The 20,843-nt window shown below is 41.6% G+C and carries 21 protein-coding genes; all 21 read left to right on the top strand.

Going from position 1 to position 20,843, the window contains the following annotated elements; translation table 11 throughout:
• Nucleotides 1-43 precede the first annotated feature (43 nt).
• Nucleotides 44-586, top strand: coding sequence for a manganese efflux pump MntP (locus SAZ04_RS05050; protein WP_332692028.1), 543 nt, complete (start codon nt 44-46; stop codon nt 584-586).
• Between the two features lie 163 nt (nt 587-749).
• Nucleotides 750-1,199, top strand: coding sequence for a low molecular weight protein arginine phosphatase (locus tag SAZ04_RS05045; protein WP_332692023.1), 450 nt, complete (start codon nt 750-752; stop codon nt 1,197-1,199).
• A 462-nt stretch (nt 1,200-1,661) separates the two neighbouring features.
• On the top strand, nt 1,662-2,099 hold the full coding sequence (rpiB, locus tag SAZ04_RS05040; protein WP_332692020.1) for a ribose 5-phosphate isomerase B: 438 nt from the start codon (nt 1,662-1,664) through the stop codon (nt 2,097-2,099).
• 33 nt (nt 2,100-2,132) lie between these two features.
• Nucleotides 2,133-2,687 carry a TIGR01440 family protein gene (locus SAZ04_RS05035; protein WP_431308965.1) on the top strand — a complete coding sequence of 185 codons (555 nt, stop codon included), beginning with the start codon at nt 2,133-2,135 and terminating at the stop codon, nt 2,685-2,687.
• Between the two features lie 118 nt (nt 2,688-2,805).
• The gene (gene glyA / locus SAZ04_RS05030; protein ID WP_332692014.1) at nt 2,806-4,053 is read left to right on the top strand and encodes a serine hydroxymethyltransferase; all 1,248 of its coding nucleotides are present in this window, start codon (nt 2,806-2,808) and stop codon (nt 4,051-4,053) included.
• 430 nt (nt 4,054-4,483) lie between these two features.
• Nucleotides 4,484-5,113: a uracil phosphoribosyltransferase gene (gene upp, locus SAZ04_RS05025; protein WP_332692011.1), complete on the top strand. Its 630-nt coding sequence runs from the start codon at nt 4,484-4,486 to the stop codon at nt 5,111-5,113.
• Nucleotides 5,114-5,347: 234 nt separating this feature from the next.
• The gene (locus SAZ04_RS05020; RefSeq protein ID WP_332692008.1) at nt 5,348-7,603 is read left to right on the top strand and encodes a S8 family serine peptidase; all 2,256 of its coding nucleotides are present in this window, start codon (nt 5,348-5,350) and stop codon (nt 7,601-7,603) included.
• Between the two features lie 275 nt (nt 7,604-7,878).
• Complete coding sequence (locus tag SAZ04_RS05015; protein WP_332692005.1) at nt 7,879-8,106, top strand: AtpZ/AtpI family protein; 228 nt, start codon at nt 7,879-7,881, stop codon at nt 8,104-8,106.
• On the top strand, nt 8,106-8,498 hold the full coding sequence (locus SAZ04_RS05010) for an ATP synthase subunit I (RefSeq protein ID WP_332692002.1): 393 nt from the start codon (nt 8,106-8,108) through the stop codon (nt 8,496-8,498). Before SAZ04_RS05015 ends, SAZ04_RS05010 begins: the two co-directional genes overlap by 1 nt.
• Before the next feature lie 6 nt (nt 8,499-8,504).
• Nucleotides 8,505-9,218, top strand: a complete 714-nt coding sequence (atpB, locus tag SAZ04_RS05005; RefSeq protein WP_332691999.1) for a F0F1 ATP synthase subunit A — start codon at nt 8,505-8,507, stop codon at nt 9,216-9,218.
• A 70-nt stretch (nt 9,219-9,288) separates the two neighbouring features.
• The gene (atpE, locus tag SAZ04_RS05000; RefSeq protein ID WP_332691996.1) at nt 9,289-9,501 is read left to right on the top strand and encodes a F0F1 ATP synthase subunit C; all 213 of its coding nucleotides are present in this window, start codon (nt 9,289-9,291) and stop codon (nt 9,499-9,501) included.
• A gap of 196 nt (nt 9,502-9,697) precedes the next feature.
• Entirely contained in the window at nt 9,698-10,189 is a 492-nt protein-coding gene (gene atpF / locus SAZ04_RS04995; protein WP_332691992.1) for a F0F1 ATP synthase subunit B, read from the top strand.
• On the top strand, nt 10,186-10,734 hold the full coding sequence (locus SAZ04_RS04990; RefSeq protein WP_332691989.1) for a F0F1 ATP synthase subunit delta: 549 nt from the start codon (nt 10,186-10,188) through the stop codon (nt 10,732-10,734). Before atpF ends, SAZ04_RS04990 begins: the two co-directional genes overlap by 4 nt.
• Before the next feature lie 21 nt (nt 10,735-10,755).
• Complete coding sequence (gene atpA, locus SAZ04_RS04985) at nt 10,756-12,264, top strand: F0F1 ATP synthase subunit alpha (protein ID WP_332691986.1); 1,509 nt, start codon at nt 10,756-10,758, stop codon at nt 12,262-12,264.
• 45 nt (nt 12,265-12,309) lie between these two features.
• Entirely contained in the window at nt 12,310-13,167 is an 858-nt protein-coding gene (gene atpG / locus SAZ04_RS04980) for an ATP synthase F1 subunit gamma (protein WP_332691983.1), read from the top strand.
• Nucleotides 13,168-13,402: 235 nt separating this feature from the next.
• Entirely contained in the window at nt 13,403-14,815 is a 1,413-nt protein-coding gene (gene atpD / locus SAZ04_RS04975) for a F0F1 ATP synthase subunit beta (protein WP_332691980.1), read from the top strand.
• Nucleotides 14,816-14,895: 80 nt separating this feature from the next.
• Nucleotides 14,896-15,297, top strand: coding sequence for a F0F1 ATP synthase subunit epsilon (locus SAZ04_RS04970; RefSeq protein ID WP_332691977.1), 402 nt, complete (start codon nt 14,896-14,898; stop codon nt 15,295-15,297).
• 347 nt (nt 15,298-15,644) lie between these two features.
• On the top strand, nt 15,645-15,881 hold the full coding sequence (locus tag SAZ04_RS04965) for a DUF1146 family protein (RefSeq protein ID WP_332691975.1): 237 nt from the start codon (nt 15,645-15,647) through the stop codon (nt 15,879-15,881).
• 734 nt (nt 15,882-16,615) lie between these two features.
• Nucleotides 16,616-17,941 carry a UDP-N-acetylglucosamine 1-carboxyvinyltransferase gene (gene murA, locus SAZ04_RS04960; protein WP_332691970.1) on the top strand — a complete coding sequence of 442 codons (1,326 nt, stop codon included), beginning with the start codon at nt 16,616-16,618 and terminating at the stop codon, nt 17,939-17,941.
• A gap of 223 nt (nt 17,942-18,164) precedes the next feature.
• Complete coding sequence (spoIID, locus tag SAZ04_RS04955; protein ID WP_332691967.1) at nt 18,165-19,190, top strand: stage II sporulation protein D; 1,026 nt, start codon at nt 18,165-18,167, stop codon at nt 19,188-19,190.
• Between the two features lie 446 nt (nt 19,191-19,636).
• Nucleotides 19,637-20,536 (top strand): stage II sporulation protein SpoIIQ, encoded by a 900-nt coding sequence (spoIIQ, locus tag SAZ04_RS04950; protein WP_332691962.1) that lies wholly within the window; start codon nt 19,637-19,639, stop codon nt 20,534-20,536.
• Nucleotides 20,537-20,843: the final 307 nt, after the last annotated feature.

The following is a 20,843-nucleotide window of genomic DNA, read 5'->3' as shown; positions in this document are numbered from 1 at the left end:
ACGTGCATACATTGTAGTAGCATGTTCAAGGAGTGGTCGTGGGATGAGTGAGATGTTGACGCTGTTTATCATGGCAAGTGCACTTGGAATGGATGCTTTTTCAGTTGCTCTTGGTATGGGAATGCTTGGTTTACGTTTAAGGCAGATTTTTAATATTGGGGTAATAATCGGTTTATTTCATATTATTATGCCGCTTTTTGGCATGGCGACGGGTAAATTACTATCAAATTACTTTGGCATGATTGCTACGTTTATTGGTGGTGGACTTTTGCTTATCATTGGCTTACAGATGGCGTTGTCATCGTTTAAGTCAGATGATGACCGGACAATGCGGCCAGTTGGATTTGGCTTAATTCTGTTTGCGATCAGTGTTAGCTTAGATAGTTTTTCAGCGGGACTTGGCTTTGGGATGCTAGGAACAAAAACCGCTTTGACGGTTTTGATGATTGGCTTAGTAAGTATGGTGTTATCGTGGCTTGGACTAGTAATGGGCTCGCGGTTTAAGCAATATATCGGGTCATACGGAGAACTACTTGGTGGATTTATTTTAATTGGCTTTGGAATTAAGCTCATTTTACCGATGTAGGGCCAACTTTGAATAGTGGCAAAACTCTCCACCAGTCTTGTACCGTTTTGAAAAGCAATATGATAAGATTGAACTAGTTTTGAACAATACATTAGGGGAATGGCATCGTAGGGAATAGTGAAGCCGAAATCGTATTGAGAACAGAAAGGACGTGGGTTGTTACGTGAAGAACGTATTATTTGTTTGCACTGGAAATACGTGTAGAAGTCCGTTGGCTGAGGCGTTATTACGTTCTCGTGCCGGTTGTGGCATTCAAGTGAAATCTGCAGGTGTCCAAGCATTTCCGAATTCCCCGGCATCTGCTAATACGTTAGCGGTGCTCGCAGAAAAAGGGATTGGTTCGAATCATCTGTCTAAGCCTTTAACGGAAGATTTGCTTGATTGGGCGGATATCATATTGACGATGACTAACGCTCATAAAGAGATGATAAAGCTTTTTTATCCACATGTGAGCGAATATCTTTTTACGCTTAAGGAGTATGTCGATCCGTTGGCGAACAATCTTGATATCGATGATCCATTTGGAGGACCAATTGAAGCGTATAGGCAGACAGCTGAACAAATTGAATGTTGTTTAGATGACTTAACTCAAAAATTATCAGACCTTACTTGAGATGGAACTGGGATGGCGGGGAGCGAACAAGCTAATGAGTGAGCATTCGTAAAAAGGAAGTCATTGCGAAGTCTGTTCATGAAGTTGCTTTTTTTTTTTATTACGGATTTTTCGAATATGATGGAACAACAAATGGAATTAATAAAGAAAACAACTCACGAGTCATAAGAAGTCGCGACCATTGTCGAACAAACCTCAGCCGGTTCCCAAGATTGGTTCCATGACTACCGACAAGAGCAAGTGATTAATGAAATGGAAAGCGCAGCATAAGAACTTTACATCGAAACGGAGAGCGGAGCCACTTCAAGGCAGCAAATCCAAGAGTCGGACCCCAAGCGCACAAATACTGTGTCATGAAAAAGGCGATAACCATCGAATCTTGTACCAATTAGTGGGGCTGACACTTTTAGAAAGTTAGCGTACATTGTAGCAAATAATAGTTAAAAAGGGGACCCGGTAACAATGAGAGTAGCGATTGCATCAGATCATGGTGGAATACATATTCGTGAGGAACTAAAGCAACTAATGGATGGCATGCAAATTTCGTATGAAGATTTCGGCTGTGACTGCAAAACATCTGTCGATTATCCGGATTACGCACTTCCAGTAGCAGAAAAAGTGGCAAGTGGTGAGTTTGACCGCGGCATCCTTGTTTGTGGGACAGGCATTGGGATGTCAATTGCTGCCAATAAAGTGAAAGGAATTCGCTGTGCGCTCGTTCATGATTTATTTACAGCGAAAGTGACGCGTGAACACAATGATACGAATGTGTTAGCAATGGGAGAGCGCGTCATTGGTCCTGGTCTTGCCAGGGAAATAGCGCGTGTTTGGCTTGAAACGGAATTTGAAGGTGGACGTCACGCAACTCGAGTCGACAAAATTACGAACTACGAAGGATGAAAAAAGCAAGGAGGGTGCGTTATGAATTTTGCAATTGAAACAATTGAGCAAGAGACAAAACAAGCGCTAGAAGATTTACATCAAGTATTCCCTCTAACAAATCAAATTCTTCTTGTCGTTGGAACAAGTACGAGTGAAGTGGTCGGCTCACATATTGGGTCAAATGGCTCGCATGAAGTGGCAAAGGGCATTTACAATGTGCTTTGTAATCTTCAGCAAAAAACAGGGGTTCAGCTCGCATTTCAATGTTGTGAACATTTAAATCGTGCCCTTGTGATCGAAGAAGAAACAGCAAAAGAACGAGGGTATGAGATTGTCTCAGCGATTCCCATTCGAAAAGCAGGTGGAGCAATGGCGACGTATGCTTTTTCAAAAATGAAGCATCCTGTTTTAGTGGAGGAAATTGAAGCTGAAGCAGGAATTGATATTGGCGATACACTTATTGGCATGCATTTAAAAAAAGTCGCCGTTCCTATCAGAAGCACCGTTACATCAATTGGAGAAGCGCATCTCACTATGGCGAAAACACGTCCAAAATTAATTGGGGGAATTCGAGCCAATTATGAGAAAACGAATGAACATGAATAAAATATAAAAAATGAGTAATTTCGTACGGAAATCAAGGAATATTTGTGGTAAGATAAAAGCGAATAAGTTGTTCAGTTGTTAGAAAGACGAAAGATAAGATTTGGGAAGGGGTTTGGAGATGAAACAAGATACGTTACAAAATCAAGATCCGAAAGTATTTGAAGCAGTGGAGTTAGAATTAGGACGTCAGCGCGATAAAATTGAACTGATTGCGTCTGAGAACTTTGTCAGTGCAGCCGTAATGGAGGCGCAAGGTTCTGTCTTAACAAACAAATACGCGGAAGGTTATCCTGGCCGTCGTTATTATGGTGGTTGCGAGTACGTTGATATCGTCGAGGACATTGCGCGTGATCGTGCAAAAGAAATCTTCGGTGCTGAATATGTCAATGTTCAACCTCACTCTGGTGCACAAGCAAATATGGCTGTTTATTTTACGATTTTAAATCCTGGTGATACCGTACTTGGCATGAACCTATCACACGGTGGTCACTTAACGCATGGTAGCCCAGTTAACTTTAGTGGTGTTCAATATAACTTTGTAGAATATGGTGTTGATAAAGAAACACAATTCATAGATTATGACGTTGTAAGAGAACTAGCAAAAGAGCATCAACCAAAGTTAATTGTTGCAGGTGCAAGTGCATACCCGCGTGAAATTGATTTTGCGAAATTCCGTGAAATTGCTGACGAGGTTGGCGCTTATTTAATGGTTGATATGGCTCACATTGCTGGTCTTGTAGCAGCTGGCCTGCATCCAAATCCTGTTCCGCACGCACATTTTGTAACGACAACAACGCATAAGACACTTCGTGGCCCACGTGGTGGAATGATCTTATGTGAAGAGCAATTCGGAAAGAAAATTGATAAATCAATTTTCCCTGGAATCCAAGGTGGCCCATTAATGCATGTCATTGCAGCAAAAGCTGTTGCATTTGGCGAAGTGCTAACGCCTGATTTCAAAGAATATGGACAAGCAATTATCGATAATGCCAACCGTCTAGGGGAAAAATTAAAGAGCGAAGGCATTGACCTCGTTTCAAACGGTACAGATAATCACCTTCTTCTTCTTGACCTTCGTTCGCTTGGTCTAACAGGGAAAATTGCTGAAAAGGCACTTGATGAAGTAGGTATTACAACGAATAAAAATACGATTCCATTCGATCCTGAAAGCCCATTTGTGACAAGTGGTATCCGTATCGGAACAGCAGCTGTCACATCGCGCGGACTTGACGCGGAAGCAATGGATGAAATCGGTGCGTTAATCGCGCTTACTCTTAAAAATGTAGATAATGAAGAAAAATTAGAAGAAGCGCGTACACGAGTAGCAGCCCTAACAGGGAAGTTCCCGATGTATACGCATCTATAAGAAGAGATCGTTTCAAAAGGTTAGTGTAATGAGCGAAGTCATCGCTTGGTTTTAAACTTGATACAGTCGAGTTGCGGCGGAGTTCATTGCAACTATATCGCGAGAAAAAAAGCTGGGCCATGGTCCAGCTTTTTTTTGTTGCATTGTCGAACAGCCAACAAGGTCCTCGGAAAGGCCAAGAACTAAGCGTGTTTCGCCAAGAAAGACTGACTCCACCAATAAATCGTGGTTCGAGTCCTTTGGAAGATGACACCAAATTAGCAGAAATAGCAGATAAACCAGTAAGCGAAAATTCGTAATCTTACCTCAACTAGCTGATTCCGTGAAATCTTTTCATAAACCTTGAAGGGGACTAGCTTTTTATGTAGAATCTTGTAGAAGTAAAGTGTCACCTTAAGGATGGAGAAAGAATAAAGGAGCTAAAAACCTTATGAGCAAAGTTTTCGTGTTTGATCACCCTTTAATTCAGCATAAACTAACGTACATTCGTGATAAAAAAACAGGAACAAAAGAATTTCGTGAGCTAGTTGATGAAGTAGCAGGCCTAATGGCGTTTGAAATTACTCGTGATCTTCCTTTGCAAGATGTAACAGTTGAAACCCCTGTTGGAACAGCGCATTCTAAAACAATCGCAGGTAAAAAGTTAGGACTTGTTCCGATCTTACGTGCCGGTCTTGGCATGACGGATGGAATTTTACGAATGATTCCAGCTGCAAAAGTGGGGCATGTTGGTTTGTACCGTGACCCTGAAACGTTACAGCCAGTTGAGTATTATATCAAGCTTCCTACTGATGTAGAAGAGCGTGAGTTTATTGTCATTGATCCAATGCTTGCTACCGGCGGTTCAGCTGTTGACGCAATCAATAGCTTGAAAAAGCGTGGCGCAAAAACAATTAAGTTAATGTGTCTTGTCGCTGCCCCGGAAGGAGTCGAAATTTTAAAAGAAGTGCATCCAGATGTTGATATTTATTTAGCGGCGCTTGATGAGAAATTAAATGAAAAAGGTTATATTGTTCCAGGACTAGGCGACGCAGGCGATCGTTTATTTGGAACGAAGTAGAGCATTTCCTGCTTAATGAGGACGGAACCAAATTGGTTTCGTCCTTGTTTTTTGTTTCATCCTTAAAGAGAGCGAAAGACCGAAATTAGAGGCAGAAAGACCAGAAAATAAACAAAAAAATCTCTTTACCATCCTCCAGTTTACACCTCCGCACCTCTCATCCCAAAAACATACATGATTTTTCAGTTCCTGTTCATACTATCTACATATGCGATTAGGGTGGGAGAGATGGATATGAAAAAAGGATTCGCTTGTTTGTTAGCAATGGCAATAGCGTGTAGTGTCAGTCTTGGTACGGTTTGTGCCATTACGTACCCTGAGATCCCAACCGTAGCAGAGGTGGATGAGGAAGATGAAAAAGTCATAGTCATTGTTACGGCAAATGGTGATGTCAGCCAAGCTGTAAAAGAAGTATCTGCGGCATTTCCTTCAAGTAAAGTCCGGAAAACATTCAAACGAGCGCTCAATGGGTTTTCGATCGAGTTGCTTGAAAGTGAAGTCCGGATGCTAAAAGATTTTCAGGAAGTTGAACGAGTCGATAAAGTAGTTGAATATAGAGCGAACTTAGATGGCAGTGTTCCATTTATCGGTGGGGATAGCGCAAGAGGATTGCTTGATCAAAATGGTGAGCGGGTAACGGGAAAAGGTGTGAAAGTAGCCGTTATTGATACGGGGATTGATTATAGCCATCCAGATTTAAAAAACAATTATAAAGGTGGCTATGACGTCGTTGATTATGATCATGACCCGATGGAAACGGTGGCCTCACAAGGTCCACCGACGTTACATGGGACACATGTAGCTGGGATTATTGCGGCGAATGGACAAGTAAAAGGAGTGGCACCTGAGGCAGATTTGTATGCGTATCGCGCGCTTGGTCCAGGAGGACAAGGAACGACGGAGCAAGTAATCGAGGCGATTGAAAAGGCAATCGAAGATGAAGTCGATGTCTTAAACTTATCACTAGGAAACACAGTGAACGGACCTGATTGGCCAACAAGCATTGCGCTTGATAAAGCGGTGGAGGTAGGAATTGTCGCGGTCACATCAAATGGAAATAGTGGACCGAATATGTGGACGGTCGGATCACCAGGAACATCAACAAAAGCAATTTCAGTTGGGGCATCGGCTCCCCCGATCAAAACGCCGTATATCACCATAGCAGGACTTGATCAAGAAGTAACTTTGTACCCGATCGGAGGTGCACTACCTTGGGCGCTCAAACGAGATTTTGAATTAGTAGAAGTTGGGAGTGGGTTAGAAAATGAATGGGAAGAAGTCGATGTAACAAACAAAATTGCGCTCGTTAAACGAGGGATGATCCCTTTTTCAGAAAAAGCGAAATTTGCTCTGGAACATGGCGCAAAAGCCGTATTAATTTACAACAATTTGCCGGGATCGTTTGTTGGAGCGGTTGAACTAGGCGTGAAACTTCCGGTCGTCAGCATTTCAAAAGAGGATGGCGAATGGCTGTTAGAACAAATCGAAAACGACAAAGATGCGCCTTACGCCAGGACGATTTACAGGAACGAAGAAGATTTTATCGCTCCATTTAGTTCAAGAGGACCGGTTACGCACACGTGGGAAGTAAAGCCGGATTTAGTTGCGCCAGGTGTATCCATTGATAGTACTGTTCCTAAAGGATACTTAGGGCTAAATGGAACGAGCATGTCAGCTCCTCATGTCGCTGGAGCAGCTGCATTGATTAAGCAAGCACATCCAGATTGGACACCTGAACAAGTTAAGGCGGCACTCATGAACACGGCGAAAAAATTAGTAAAAGAAGACGGAGAGCCCTATTATCCGTACGAGCAAGGGGCGGGCAGACTGCAAGTAGATAAAGCGCTAGAAGCGACAACACTCGCTTATCCTGGGGCGCTTACATTTGGAAAATATACAAAAGACGACCCGCGTGAGAAACGAACGGTCACATTTACGATTGAAAATCATGATGAGAAGACGCGGACCTATCATGTGAAACCACCATTTGAATTGCCAGATGGCTTACAATGGGATGTGCCTTTTTCTACCACGGTAGAGCCTGGCAAAAAAACAGAAGTCGACGTCCATTTGGATTTATTTCCGGCCGTTTTAGCCGAAGGGATCCATCACGGTGATGTTGTCATTGAAGGTGGCAAAGAGCCAATCGTAATTCCGTACGTCTTTTTTATTGAAGAACCAGATTATCCGAGAGCGATGGCTTTTAACTTTGGTCATGGTGATCGTCCTGGACAATATCGTTATGAACTGTATTTACCAGGTGGAGCGGAAGAATTGGTCGTTGCTTTATATGATCCAGATACCTTTCAATTTGTCCGATTCCTCGATGTCAAGCAAGATATTGGAAGAGGAATGGTCGAACAAGAATGGAAAGAGCTTGATTTGCCAGATGGAACGTATAAAGCACTAATTTATGCAAAAAAGGATGGAAAAGCAGACACGTTAGAATCAACAATTGTAATTGGAGCGCAAACGCTTGAAGATAAGTAAATAGAAAATGGGGTCAGCCCCATTTGTGGGAGGCTACTGAAAAAACAATTTTCACCTTTTTCAGTAGCTTTCATTTGTGGTGGTCTGACATTTCATGTGAGCTTTTTTGACAGATATGTGAACACGGGAAATGAAGTCAAAAATTAATGAGAAATCGCATTGACACAGGGTTTTCACTATTGTACGATTACTAAGGGTATAATGAGAAGGTTTACATATGTAACAATATGAAAGAGTTCCCGAAGTGAAATTCTTGACAACAAGGAGGCCTGTTCATGACGGATGGCAAACGTAGTCCGTGGCGTGCTATGGCTCTCGTTTCTATCATTTCATCGTATGTAGTAGGTGGAACTGTTGGTGGAGTGTTTCTTGGATTATGGTTAGGGAATCAATTTGGAGCCAAACCATTCTTTCTCATCACATGTCTATTGTTAGGACTTTCAACGGGGTTTTACGGTGTATACAAAGCTGTTGAACCATTTCTAGGAGACGGTAAAGAGTAATGATATCACTTGAAGGTAAGATGAAACGCTATATAGTTGTTGCAAGTATCTTAATCGTACTCTTTATGACAATGTACGTCCTAACTGAATTTAAACCTCAATTCCTCGGCCTTACTATTGGCCTCTCTTTTAGCTTGCTTAGTCTGTGGACAACCTTTAAAAAAGCAAAAGTTATTGGAGACGTTGCTTCTGGATTAAAGACGTATTCAACTTTTTCCTACACAATTGCCGCATTTGGTGTGTTAATTCGTATTGGCTTGGCGATATTATGTGTATGGCTAGCGCTTGAGTATCCAGAACGTTTGCATCTAATCTCAGTCATTACAGGGTTCGCCCTGATTTATGTCATAATTATGGCAGATATACTTATTGAATCTGGTAGAAAGAGGTGAAAATAAATGGATCATATATCTCCCATGAGGGAACTTGGTGGCTTATGGTTTAATATGTCAACGGTTTTAATGACAACTGTGACATGTCTAATTGTATTCTTCGTCTGTTTTTTCGGAACACGTAAGCTAGCCATGCGCCCGAGTGGTTTACAGAACTTCCTAGAGTGGATGATTGATTTCGTTCGTGGAATCATCAAAGCAAACATGGGCTGGAAAGTGGGCGGTCAGTTCATCGCACTCGCATTTACACTTTTGTTCTATGTCTTTGTGGCAAATATGCTAGGGATTCCTTTTGAAATTTATAATAAGGAAACTCATGAGGTTTGGTGGAAATCACCAACATCCGATCCTGCCCTAACCTTAACTATGGCAGCGCTCGTCATCATTATGACCCACTACTATGGCATAAAAATTAGAGGGTTTGGAGAGTACATTAAGGACTATGTCCGACCGGTACCGTTCCTATTGCCTTTTAAAATTATTGAAGAATTCGCCAATACGTTAACGCTTGGAATGCGTCTATTCGGTAACGTGTATGCGAAAGAAATTCTCATGGTACTATTAGTTGGGCTTGGCTCATCAGGACTAGTTGGTCTGTTTGGAGCATTCCTTCCAACGATCATCTGGCAAGCGTTTGGTATGTTTATCGGAACATTACAAGCATATATCTTTGCGATGCTTGCGATGGTCTACATGGCACATAAAGTTGAACATCATTAAACCATGCTCTAATTAGAGCGTTTAAAAATATCAAAAAAAAACTTATTATCCTTAAGGAGGACTTATTCTCATGGAAGCATTAGCAGTAGCAATTGTAGCAGGTTTAGCAGCAATCGGTGGTGCGATTGCAGTAGCAATCATCGTAAAAGCAACACTTGAAGGTGTAACACGTCAACCAGAACTAAAAGGTACTCTTCAAACACTTATGTTCATTGGTGTACCTCTTGCAGAGGCAGTTCCGATCATCGCGATCGTTATCTCTTTCCTATTACTATTTGGTTAATAGTGGTTCTCGCTTTTTTAAGCGAGCAATCTAACATAAAAATGGCGACAGTGTTCGGCAAAGGACCTTTCGCCATTCCTTATGTATCATCAACTTATTAGACATTTCATAACTGTTACTACAGTCATTTTAAGCACATAAATTTACTAAGTATTTAAGTTAAGTATTTTCACATCCAAGAAAGGAGTGAATCGGAATGGGTTTTGAAATTCCATGGGGATCAATTGGTTTTCAATTAGCTGCATTTCTTACACTACTCTTTTTCCTTAATAAGTTTGCACTTAAGCCTTTACTTGGTGTAATGGAAAAACGTGAGGAACTGGTTAATGGAAATATCGACTCAGCGGAAAAGAGCCGTAAAGATGCTGAGGAATTTATTGTACAACAACGTAAAGAGCTAGAAAAAGCAAGAGTTGAAGCACAAGAAATCATTCAACAAGCGAAGAAGCTAAGTGAGCAACAAGGTCAAGACATTTTAGTCCAAGCAAAAGAAAATGCTGAGCGTCTAAAAGACTCTGCTTTAGCTGAAATAACTCGTGAAAAAGAGCAAGCTGTTTCGGCTCTTCGCGAACAAGTAGCTAGTCTATCTGTTTTAATTGCTCAAAAAGTAATTGAAAAAGAATTAGATGAGAAAGAACAAGAAAAACTTGTGCAAGAGTATCTCAAAGAGGTAGGCGATAAGCTATGAGCAATCAAGCAGTAGCGAATCGTTATGCGTTTGCCCTTTTTCAGCTTGCGAACGAAAAGAAGCAACTAGATAAAGTGAACAATGAGTTGAAAACGATAAAGGAAGTCGTAGAGACGACACCTGAGCTCGTTTCTTACCTTGATCATCCAAAAGTAACAACGAAACAAAAGCAAGAATTTGTTCAAAAACAGTTTTCAGGCAGTGTAAGTGAGCTTAGCTTACATACACTTCTCTTATTAATTGAGAGAAAACGCACGGACATTCTTGTTCCTATGGTTAATAAATTCAAAGATTTAGCTTACGAGGCTCAAGATGTGGCAGAAGCGACCGTTTACTCGGTTAAGCCATTAACAGATGCTGAACAAGCAGAAATCGCGAAAGTATTTGCAAAAAAAGCAAAGAAATCAAAGCTTGAAGTGAAGAATATTGTCGACTCAGAGCTAATTGGTGGAATAAAAATCCGCATCGGAGATCGTATATATGACGGCACGCTAAAAGCGCAGCTTGATAGCATGAAGCGCAAGCTAGTTGCCGGAACACGCTAGTAGAAGATAGGGGTGAAAGTAATGAGCATCAAAGCAGATGAAATTAGCTCTCTAATTAAACAGCAGATTGAAAATTTTCAGTCTGATGTTCAAGTACAAGATATAGGTACAGTTATCCGTGTCGGTGACGGTATCGCGCTTGCTCATGGCCTTGAAAATGTAATGGCTGGTGAGTTACTTGAATTCTCTAACGGGGTAATGGGGATGGCTCAGAACCTTGAGGAGAATAACATCGGTATTATTATCTTAGGTCCATACACTGGAATCCGTGAAGGTGACGAGGTAAAACGTACTGGTCGTATTATGGAAGTTCCAGTTGGTGAAGAATTACTTGGCCGTGTTGTGAACTCTCTTGGACAACCTATTGACGGATTAGGTCCAATTGCGACTTCAAAATCACGTCCAATTGAAAACAAAGCACCAGGTGTTATGGATCGTAAATCGGTTCACGAGCCGCTTCAAACAGGAATCAAGTCAATTGACACAATGGTTCCAATTGGACGTGGACAACGTGAGTTAATTATCGGGGACCGTCAAACAGGGAAAACAGCGATTGCAATTGATACAATCTTGAACCAAAAAGATCAAGACATGATTTGTATTTACGTTGCGATTGGGCAAAAAGATACAACTGTAGCTGGAGTAGTGGAAACACTTCGCTCTCGTGGTGCTCTTGATTACACAATTGTTGTATCAGCAAGTGCATCTGACCCAGCACCGATGCTATTCTTAGCTCCATATGCAGGGGTAACAATGGGTGAGGAGTTCATGTATAACGGCAAGCATGTTCTAGTTATCTATGATGACTTAACAAAGCAAGCTTCGGCTTACCGTGAGCTTTCATTATTGCTACGTCGTCCTCCAGGTCGTGAGGCATTCCCAGGGGATGTATTCTACCTACACTCTCGTTTACTTGAACGTGCAGCAAAGTTAAGCGATGCAAAGGGTGGCGGTTCGATTACAGCTCTTCCTTTCATTGAAACACAAGCAGGTGACGTATCTGCGTATATCCCAACAAACGTAATCTCGATCACAGATGGACAAATCTTCTTACAATCTGATTTATTCTATTCTGGTGTTCGTCCAGCCGTTAACGCAGGTCTTTCTGTATCACGTGTTGGTGGTTCAGCGCAAATTAAAGCGATGAAAAAAGTTGCGGGTACATTGCGTCTAGACTTAGCGGCTTACCGTGAATTAGAAGCTTTCGCACAGTTTGGTTCAGACCTTGACCGTGCAACACAAGCAAAGTTAAATCGTGGACAACGTACTGTTGAAGTTCTGAAGCAAGATCTTCACAAACCACAACCGGTTGAGTATCAAGTAACGATTATCTATGCATTAACAAAAGGCTTCTTAGATGATATTCCTGTTGAAGATGTTCTTCGTTTTGAATCAGAGTTATTCACATACTTTGACCATAACAAGAAAGAGATTCTTGATCACATTCGCACAACGGGTGGTCTTCCTAATGAAGATGAGTTCAAAGCTGCGATCAGTGAGTTTAAAAAAGGATTTATCCCTAGTAACTAATGCAGGTTAACTCGTTTTAGTTTTGCGAAAAGGTGGTGAAAATAAATGGCTTCAATGCGAGATATAAAAGGACGAATTACTTCAACAAAGAAGACAAAGCAAATTACAAAAGCGATGCAAATGGTATCAGCTGCGAAACTGAACCGTGCGCAGGCAAATGCTCAAGCATTCCAACCTTATACGGAAAAAATCCGTGATGTTGTCGCTAGTATTGCATCGTCTTCAACGGAAGTCTCTCACCCGATGCTAGAAGAGCGTCCGGTAAAGAGAACTGGTTATGTCGTGATCACATCTGACCGTGGGTTAGCTGGAGGCTACAACGCTAGTTTAGTTCGTTCCCTTCTCAAAACGATTAATGAGCGTCACAAATCACCTGATGAGTATGGAATTGTTGTCATGGGTCGAATCGGACGTGACTTATTTAAAAAGCGGAATCTTCCAATCATTCAAGAAATCACTGGGCTTGATGATCAACCAGACTTCAATGATATTAAAAATCTTGCAAGAACAACGGTTGAGATGTTTGCCGATGGTGTGTTTGATGAACTATACGTTTGGTACAACCACTTCGTAAGTCCATTAACTCAGGAAGTAACGGAGTCAAAGCTCTTGCCGCTCACAAACATAGCGGAAGGTGCGAAAACGACGACGTATGAGTATGAACCGTCTGAACAAGCCATTTTAGAACGTTTATTGCCACAATATGCGGAAAGCCTTATCTTCGGCGCTTTGCTTGATGCAAAAGCGAGTGAGTTTGGTGCACGTATGACGGCAATGAGTTCTGCGACAGATAATGCAACTACTCTAATTGGTGATTTAACGTTAGTATACAACCGAGCACGTCAAGCAGCGATTACGCAAGAGATTACCGAAATCGTCGGCGGCGCTGCAGCTCTTGAATAGAGTGAAATATGCACGAGGGTCTGACCCCAAAAGCAAAATAAAGTGTATCTGAGATCTTCACAAGAGAACAACACTTTTGCATTTTCGCTTACAAGTCGGGGGCTGATCCTCCCTAAATAACAGTGCACCCTTTTACCTTACAAAAGCGAAAAGGGCTGCTTCAACAAAAAAGGACGAAGGTAAATCAACAATAACCCTTCAACCGTGATTAGAATGTGAATAGGAGGGACTAAAAATGAATAAAGGTCGCATTACTCAGGTAATGGGTCCGGTTGTCGATGTGAAATTCGATAGCGGGAATCTACCTCAAATCAACAATGCATTAATTGTTGAGCAAAAAGGCAGTGACAACAATGCTGTTGATGTCAACGTTACACTTGAAGTTGCTTTGCACCTTGGCGATAATTCAGTTCGTACAGTTGCAATGGATTCAACGGATGGTCTAGTTCGTGGGACTGCAGCAGTAGATACAGGCGCGCCAATTTCTGTACCTGTTGGTGAAGTTACATTAGGGCGTGTATTCAACGTTCTTGGTGAAACGATTGATTTAAATGATCCGATTCCAGCAGATGTGAAGCGTGATCCAATTCACCGCGAAGCACCTAAGTTTGAAGAGCTTTCTACTTCAACTGAAATTCTCGAAACAGGAATTAAAGTTGTTGACCTTCTTGCTCCATACGTAAAAGGTGGGAAGATCGGTCTATTTGGAGGTGCCGGTGTAGGTAAAACGGTATTAATCCAAGAATTAATTAACAACATTGCTCAAGAGCACGGTGGTATCTCAGTATTCGCTGGTGTCGGTGAGCGTACTCGTGAAGGAAATGACCTTTTCTTCGAAATGACAGATTCAGGTGTTATTAAAAAGACGGCTATGGTATTCGGTCAAATGAATGAGCCACCTGGAGCACGTATGCGTGTTGCTCTTTCTGGTTTGACAATGGCTGAGCATTTCCGTGATCGTGATGGACAGGATGTACTTCTATTCATCGATAACATTTTCCGTTTCACTCAAGCAGGTTCTGAAGTGTCTGCCCTACTCGGCCGTATGCCTTCTGCCGTTGGTTACCAACCGACACTTGCTACTGAAATGGGTCAATTACAAGAGCGTATTACATCAACAAAAGTTGGTTCGGTTACATCAATCCAAGCGATCTATGTACCAGCCGATGACTATACAGATCCAGCTCCAGCGACGACGTTTGCTCACTTAGATGCAACGACGAACCTTGAGCGTAAACTTTCTGAAATGGGTATTTACCCAGCTGTGGATCCACTTGCGTCAACGTCTCGTGCCCTTTCTCCTGAAATTGTTGGAGAAGAGCATTACCAAGTTGCTCGTCAAGTTCAATCTACGCTTCAAAAGTATAAAGAATTACAAGATATCATTGCGATTCTTGGTATGGACGAGTTATCTGAGGAAGATAAATTGATCGTTGGACGTGCGCGTCGTATCCAATTCTTCTTATCTCAAAACTTCCACGTTGCTGAGCAGTTTACAGGCCAAGAAGGGTCTTATGTACCAGTAAAAGAAACATTAAAAGGCTTCAAAGAAATTCTTTCAGGTAAGTATGATGACCTTCCTGAAGATGCATTCCGTCTAGTTGGTCGTATTGAAGAAGTGGTTGAAAAAGCAAAGCAAATGGCGTAAAAAATCGCTAAAGATAAAGCGAGAATCCCTCGCTTTATCAAATATTAAACCCCGGATTTGCTAGTAAGGAGGGTTTTCAGATGCCGACAGTTCAAGTAAGTGTTGTAACTCCTGATGGCAAGGTGTATGACGGAGCTGTGGATATGGTCGTTGTTCGCACGCTAGAAGGCGAACTTGGGATTTTACCAAACCACATTCCGTTGGTTGCTCCATTAACAGTTGGAGCAGTACGCTTAAATAAAGGCACCACTGTGGAAAAAGTTGCTGTGACTGGTGGATTTGTTGAAGTTCGTCCAGATCAGGTAACAATTTTAGCAGAGGCAGCTGAGTTGCCTTCAGATATTGATGTTGACCGTGCGCACGAAGCTGAACAACGTGCGAAAAAACGTATAGATTCAGCTAAATCAGATGAAATTGATTTTAAACGAGCTCAGCTTGCGTTGAAGCGAGCAACGAATCGTTTAGACGTGGCAGGTAAATAATTCATGCAAAATAAGGCGCCTTTTTAGGCGTCTTATTTTTTGTTTTGTTCATACTTCTGGTATGAAGACTGTAAAAAAATGTGTTCCTTGCTGCAAATGTGAATAAAAGATGAAAATCTTCTTATTTTGTTCATATTTTAAAAAGCTGGTCTAGGAGGGAAACGGCTCCACTTATTGCATATAATTGATAAAAAAAGGGGAGAACGTCCTTTTTTTATCAATTATAAATTAGGTCCGAACAACTAGAAACTGCCTATAGATTTTTTACTTTCAATCAGTTATGATGGAAAATGGGCTGATTTCTATTACAGTCTACATGATCGATCAAAAGTGAGGGAGTAATGAAAATGTTGGGTGGATTTGGACAACAGGCTGTCTTACATATTGTAGTCAATGTCTTTTTCATAGGCATTACATGGTGGGCATTACAATCTTTTCGATTTGATCTGTTTGTAAAGGAACCAAATGGTCCAAAGGCAAAAGTCTTACTGATAATCGTAACGATTGCTATTGCCCAGTTGGTTAGTCAGTTTTTTCTTGATTATTTTAATTCTACGCAAATGTTACGTTTTTTGTGGGAATAGGAGTATCAGGGAATGACTACAACTTCCATGTATGCTGAGACTTTTCCAGGAAAAAATGATACTAATAACGTTTTCTCTTGGGAAGAAGATCATATTTGGTTGTAGAGCGTTTTGTTGGAATTGGTTTAACGTTTTTAAAAAGAGGGTACCTCATGTTCAGAGAGTTATAAGTGATGTTCCGTTTAGTTGCCAATCTAAGTTTTTTCAAATCATTGGGAAAAAATGAAACTTTAGGACTATTCGTAACGTATTATGAACGTGCGTTTGTCTTGAATGAATAAACTTACAGGTTGGATTTCATACGACGGTTTAGAATCAATTGCTCACTTTACATATGACAAACCAAGGATGAAAGGCTAAATCAGTTCAATACTCGCTTATCCCAACACCTAAGATAAATAACTACATGTACCTACTAACAGGTGCTTGGAACGTATAGGTCTGCAATTGAATCTAATATAGTGATGGAACATGTAAAAGGATCAATGCTATGTTTAGGTTCAAAAAAGCAATAGGCAGGTCCTACAATAAAGCATGAATTCGATTGCAAAATCGAGTAAGCACGTAAGGTCGTTTCTCCTCTAATCCGTTTCTCATCCGATTTGCCAGAAACGGCTGGTCAGATAGATTGCTGATTGGGCGCGGGGACAACGTTGACAATAGGAACGCCTAGGGTTACGACTGAATATTGATGATAGAGAAGAGACTATAATTTAGACGCGGAGGGGAATACGTTGGAAAAAATTATTGTCCGGGGTGGCAATCAGCTACGCGGCACAGTGAAGGTAGAAGGCGCTAAAAACGCGGTTCTACCCGTAATTGCTGCATCAATTTTAGCAGGCCGCGGCACAAGCCACATATATGATGTGCCTAAATTGGCAGATGTATACACGATGAAAGAAGTTTTACGTAATTTAAATATTGATGTTGTATACGATGATGGAGTATTTCATGTAAATGCTGAGAAAACATTAAAGACAGAAGCGCCGTTTGAATATGTACGGAAGATGAGAGCGTCTTTTCTTGTCATGGGTCCACTTCTTGCTCGTGTAGGGAAAGCGAGAATTGCCTTGCCTGGTGGTTGTGCAATTGGCTCACGTCCGATTGACCAGCATTTAAAAGGATTTGAAGCAATGGGAGCCACGGTCGAGATCGGAAATGGATTTATTGAAGCACGTATTGATGGACGTTTGCAAGGTGCGAAAATTTATCTTGACTTCCCAAGTGTTGGTGCAACCGAAAACATTATGATGGCAGCTACAATGGCAAACGGAACAACAATCATTGAAAATGCTGCAGAAGAGCCAGAAATCGTTTGTGTTGCCAACTACTTGAATGCCATGGGTGCAAAGGTAAGAGGTGCCGGAACGGGCGAAATCAGAATCGAAGGCGTTGATGAACTAGTTGGTGCAGAGCACACGGTCATTCCTGATCGAATCGAAGCGGGTACGTTTATGGTGGCAGCTGCGATTACAAAAGGTAATGTGTTAGTTGAAGGCGCTGTGCCTGAGCATCTTCGTCCGCTTATTGCGAAAATGGGTGAAATGGGCGTTAAGATTATTGAAGAAGAGAACGGTTTGCGCGTAATCGGTCCAGACAAATTAAAGCCTGTTGATTTTAAAACGATGCCGCATCCTGGCTTCCCAACGGATATGCAAGCTCAGATGATGGCCCTACTCCTTCAAGCGCACGGAACAGGAGTCATTACGGAAACGGTATTTGAAAATCGCTTCATGCACGTAGAAGAATTTCGTCGGATGAATTCCAATATTAAAATTGAAGGACGCTCCGCTATTATTACAGGACCAAATAACCTTCAAGGTGCAGAAGTGTCTGCAACAGACTTACGAGCTGGCGCAGCGTTAATTTTAGCTGGACTCGTTGCCGAAGGCGTTACACGTGTGACAGAACTAAAGCACATTGACCGCGGCTACGTTGACCTAGCGGATAAACTACACCTGCTTGGAGCAGATGTAGAACGTGTAATGGAAGAGATCGAAGAAGAAATCGAAAATCTCGAAGCTCCAGCTCCACTACACTTAAAATCAAATTTAGTGTAACCAAAATGAGAGAAGTCCCTTGTAGGGGCTTTTTTTCGATTGGACCGATTGCAATGGTGCTATGAACGGAAATGTAGTGATGACAAAGACAGAAAAACGAGCGCAACTGCTCGGAAAATAAGCTCAAAAGCCGGATCAACTGCTCTAACGTAAGAGAAAAAGTTCTATCCCATGGCAAGCCCTCATATACTTTGATAGAGATAATGATAAATGGAGGACTGACATGAAACCACTTCTCATTGTAGCAACTATTCTATGCACAACGGTGCTTATTATTCCAACTATGCTTGTACTAATTGTTTCAGATCCTACAGAAAGTACTACAACGGTGACGAGAACGATTACGGTAGAAGAAACGCAGGAAAAGTGGTCTTATGAACCGGAAGAAGATGTAGCAGTTGCGATTTATAGGACGCAAGTGGAGGAAATTGAAGAAGTTCCACTTGAGCAATATGTGATGGGTGTAGTTGCTTCTGAAATGCATGCTAATTTTGAAATGGAGGCACTCAAGGCGCAGGCTTTGACAGCTCGCACGTATATGGTGAAAAATATATTGCAGCCACATGATGTTCAGCTCCCAGAAGGGGCAATGGTCACAGACACCGTGACGCATCAAGTATATAAAAATGAAGCTGAACTACGAGAACAATGGGGTGCAGATTTTGAAATGAACATGGCACGGATTCAAGAAGCTGTTTTAGCGACTCAAGGGCAAGTCTTAACGTTTGAAGGCGAGCCAATTGATGCGATGTTCTTCTCAACAAGCAATGGTTATACGGAAAACTCGGAAGACTATTGGGGGGACGCGTATCCTTATTTACGAAGTGTCGAAAGCCCTTGGGATCAGTCATCTCCGAGGTTTAGTGGGGAAAAGGTCGTATCGCTATCTGAATTTCAAGAAAAGCTTGGCGTGACGATGCCAGAAGATGGCTCAGTCGGATCGATTGTGGAACGAACAGACGGTGGTCGTGTCGCAAAAGTCGTCATAAATGGAACCGAATTAACTGGTCGCGATGTAAGGGACAAATTAGCATTAGATTCATCTGACTTTCAATGGCAACGACAAGGCGACCAAATATCGATCCAGACAAAAGGTTGGGGACATGGCGTAGGAATGAGTCAATTCGGTGCTGATGGAATGGCGAAAGAAGGAAAAGACTATAAAGCAATTGTGAATCACTATTATCAAGGAATCGAAATTCAAGGTCTTGATCCGTATGTAGCAGATATGATGGCAAAAGCAGAGTAACGCAAGAGCTCTAGGGAAGTGTGATCTTCTCGAGAGCTTATTTGCTATGTGCCGAATAAATGTCTTTATTAAAGCTGAAAATCGCTGATATCGCCAAACTTTTGCTCATAAAAGTTGGTTCGCTGTTAAAATCGAAATTTCGCTGATAAAATTTGAATATCGCTGTTAAATTTGGAAAGTCGCTGATAAAAATCGAAATTCGCTGATAAAATTTGAAATTCGCAAATAAAAAATGAGAACAAGTTCTATTCAATACAGTGTCCTCACGAGTCTAACCACACATAACGCCCCCACAATTTCAGTCATGAAAAAGCCAGTCCAGAAAAAGAAAATGACCCCTCATGCATAATAAAACCACCTTTGTCGAAAACTAATTTCAAAAAAGTTTTTTAATGATGTATACATTTCTAGCAATCTGATCAGAATGATTGCTGAGGTGATGGAAAATGAGAGAAGAAGAAAACAATCGCTCTTCTAAATCTGAATTAAAAGTTAAAAGTTTATTACGTAAGCGTTGGGTGTTGCCTGCAGTTTACTTAGTTGCAGCAGCTGGTGTGTTGAGTGCCGTGTTTGTTATGCAAGATGGAGATGAAACAGCTGCACCGCAAGAAGGTGTGGAAGTAACAGATTCAGGACAAATGGGAAATATGTATCCGTATGGTGAAGATGCTGTTGAAGTAACTGCTTCATCAGAAGTTGTAAAAATGCCTGTAGTAAATGAGGAAGAAGTAACCGTTGTTGGCTATTTCTACGATGTGAATGGTTCACCTGAGGAACAGCAAGAAGCTCTCGTATACTACAATAATACGTATTTCCCGAATAAAGGTATGGACTTTGCTCATGTAGATGGCGAAAGCTTTGAAGCTACTGCTGCTCTTAGTGGTACTGTTGTCAAATCAGAAAAAGATTCATTACTTGGCTATGTCGTTGAAATTTCACATGAAGCTGGTGTTGTCACACACTATCACAGCTTAGAATCTGTTGAAGTAGAAGAAGGAGATACAGTCGAACAAGGTGATATCCTTGGACGGGCTGGACGGAATAGCTACAATTCTGACGCCGGCATTCATATCCATTTTGAAATTCGTCAAGATGGTATGGCTGTAAATCCAAACGATGTGTTCCAACAACCAATTGATACTGTAAAAGACATCGCGGATGATAAAGCAAAAGAAGAAGAAGTAAAAGAAGAAGAAGTAAAAGAAGAAGAAAAAGAAAAAGAAGAAAAGCCAGCTGACGATGAAAAAGAAGGTCAAGAAGATGGAGTGACAGATGATGAAGAAGTCACTCCAGATGAAGAAAATGACGAAGAAGAAGACTTAGACGGACTAAGTGAGTTAGGTTAATACTATCCTTATCAAGCTGATTCAAGATAGACTCGAGGCCCATAACAGGACAAGAGTACTATCACTTGAATCAGCTTCTTTTATGTTAGAGAGGTTGTTCCAAAAGGGCGTATTTCCCTTTTGGAACAACCTCGAAGCAATGAGCGGAGCCGTTGCAATCTCTTAAGTCCACTATGAGTGGGCTTCTCAAAGTGGACGAGCAACGAGAGAAGCCATTGCCACTTCAAAGGCCAAAAGGGCGTATTTCCCTTTTGGAACAACCTCGAAGCAATGAGCGGAGCCGTTGCAATCTCTTAAGTCCACTATG

This window comes from Halalkalibacter lacteus (assembly GCF_036663595.1).
Lineage (GTDB): Bacteria > Bacillota > Bacilli > Bacillales > Bacillaceae_D > Halalkalibacter > Halalkalibacter lacteus.
The sequence above is the reverse complement of the archived record's forward strand: the minus strand, read 5'-3'. Positions and strand labels throughout refer to the sequence as shown.

Coding starts and splice junctions, on each gene's coding strand:
- atpB (WP_332691999.1), top strand. CDS start 8,505: ATGGATCATATATCTCCCATGAGGGAACTTGGTGGCTTATGGTTTAAT.
- spoIIQ (WP_332691962.1), top strand. CDS start 19,637: ATGAGAGAAGAAGAAAACAATCGCTCTTCTAAATCTGAATTAAAAGTT.
- SAZ04_RS05010 (WP_332692002.1), top strand. CDS start 8,106: ATGATATCACTTGAAGGTAAGATGAAACGCTATATAGTTGTTGCAAGT.
- atpA (WP_332691986.1), top strand. CDS start 10,756: ATGAGCATCAAAGCAGATGAAATTAGCTCTCTAATTAAACAGCAGATT.
- rpiB (WP_332692020.1), top strand. CDS start 1,662: ATGAGAGTAGCGATTGCATCAGATCATGGTGGAATACATATTCGTGAG.
- SAZ04_RS05020 (WP_332692008.1), top strand. CDS start 5,348: ATGAAAAAAGGATTCGCTTGTTTGTTAGCAATGGCAATAGCGTGTAGT.
- glyA (WP_332692014.1), top strand. CDS start 2,806: ATGAAACAAGATACGTTACAAAATCAAGATCCGAAAGTATTTGAAGCA.
- atpD (WP_332691980.1), top strand. CDS start 13,403: ATGAATAAAGGTCGCATTACTCAGGTAATGGGTCCGGTTGTCGATGTG.
- SAZ04_RS04965 (WP_332691975.1), top strand. CDS start 15,645: ATGTTGGGTGGATTTGGACAACAGGCTGTCTTACATATTGTAGTCAAT.
- SAZ04_RS05050 (WP_332692028.1), top strand. CDS start 44: ATGAGTGAGATGTTGACGCTGTTTATCATGGCAAGTGCACTTGGAATG.
- atpF (WP_332691992.1), top strand. CDS start 9,698: ATGGGTTTTGAAATTCCATGGGGATCAATTGGTTTTCAATTAGCTGCA.
- SAZ04_RS04970 (WP_332691977.1), top strand. CDS start 14,896: ATGCCGACAGTTCAAGTAAGTGTTGTAACTCCTGATGGCAAGGTGTAT.
- upp (WP_332692011.1), top strand. CDS start 4,484: ATGAGCAAAGTTTTCGTGTTTGATCACCCTTTAATTCAGCATAAACTA.
- atpG (WP_332691983.1), top strand. CDS start 12,310: ATGGCTTCAATGCGAGATATAAAAGGACGAATTACTTCAACAAAGAAG.
- SAZ04_RS05015 (WP_332692005.1), top strand. CDS start 7,879: ATGACGGATGGCAAACGTAGTCCGTGGCGTGCTATGGCTCTCGTTTCT.
- spoIID (WP_332691967.1), top strand. CDS start 18,165: ATGAAACCACTTCTCATTGTAGCAACTATTCTATGCACAACGGTGCTT.
- atpE (WP_332691996.1), top strand. CDS start 9,289: ATGGAAGCATTAGCAGTAGCAATTGTAGCAGGTTTAGCAGCAATCGGT.
- SAZ04_RS04990 (WP_332691989.1), top strand. CDS start 10,186: ATGAGCAATCAAGCAGTAGCGAATCGTTATGCGTTTGCCCTTTTTCAG.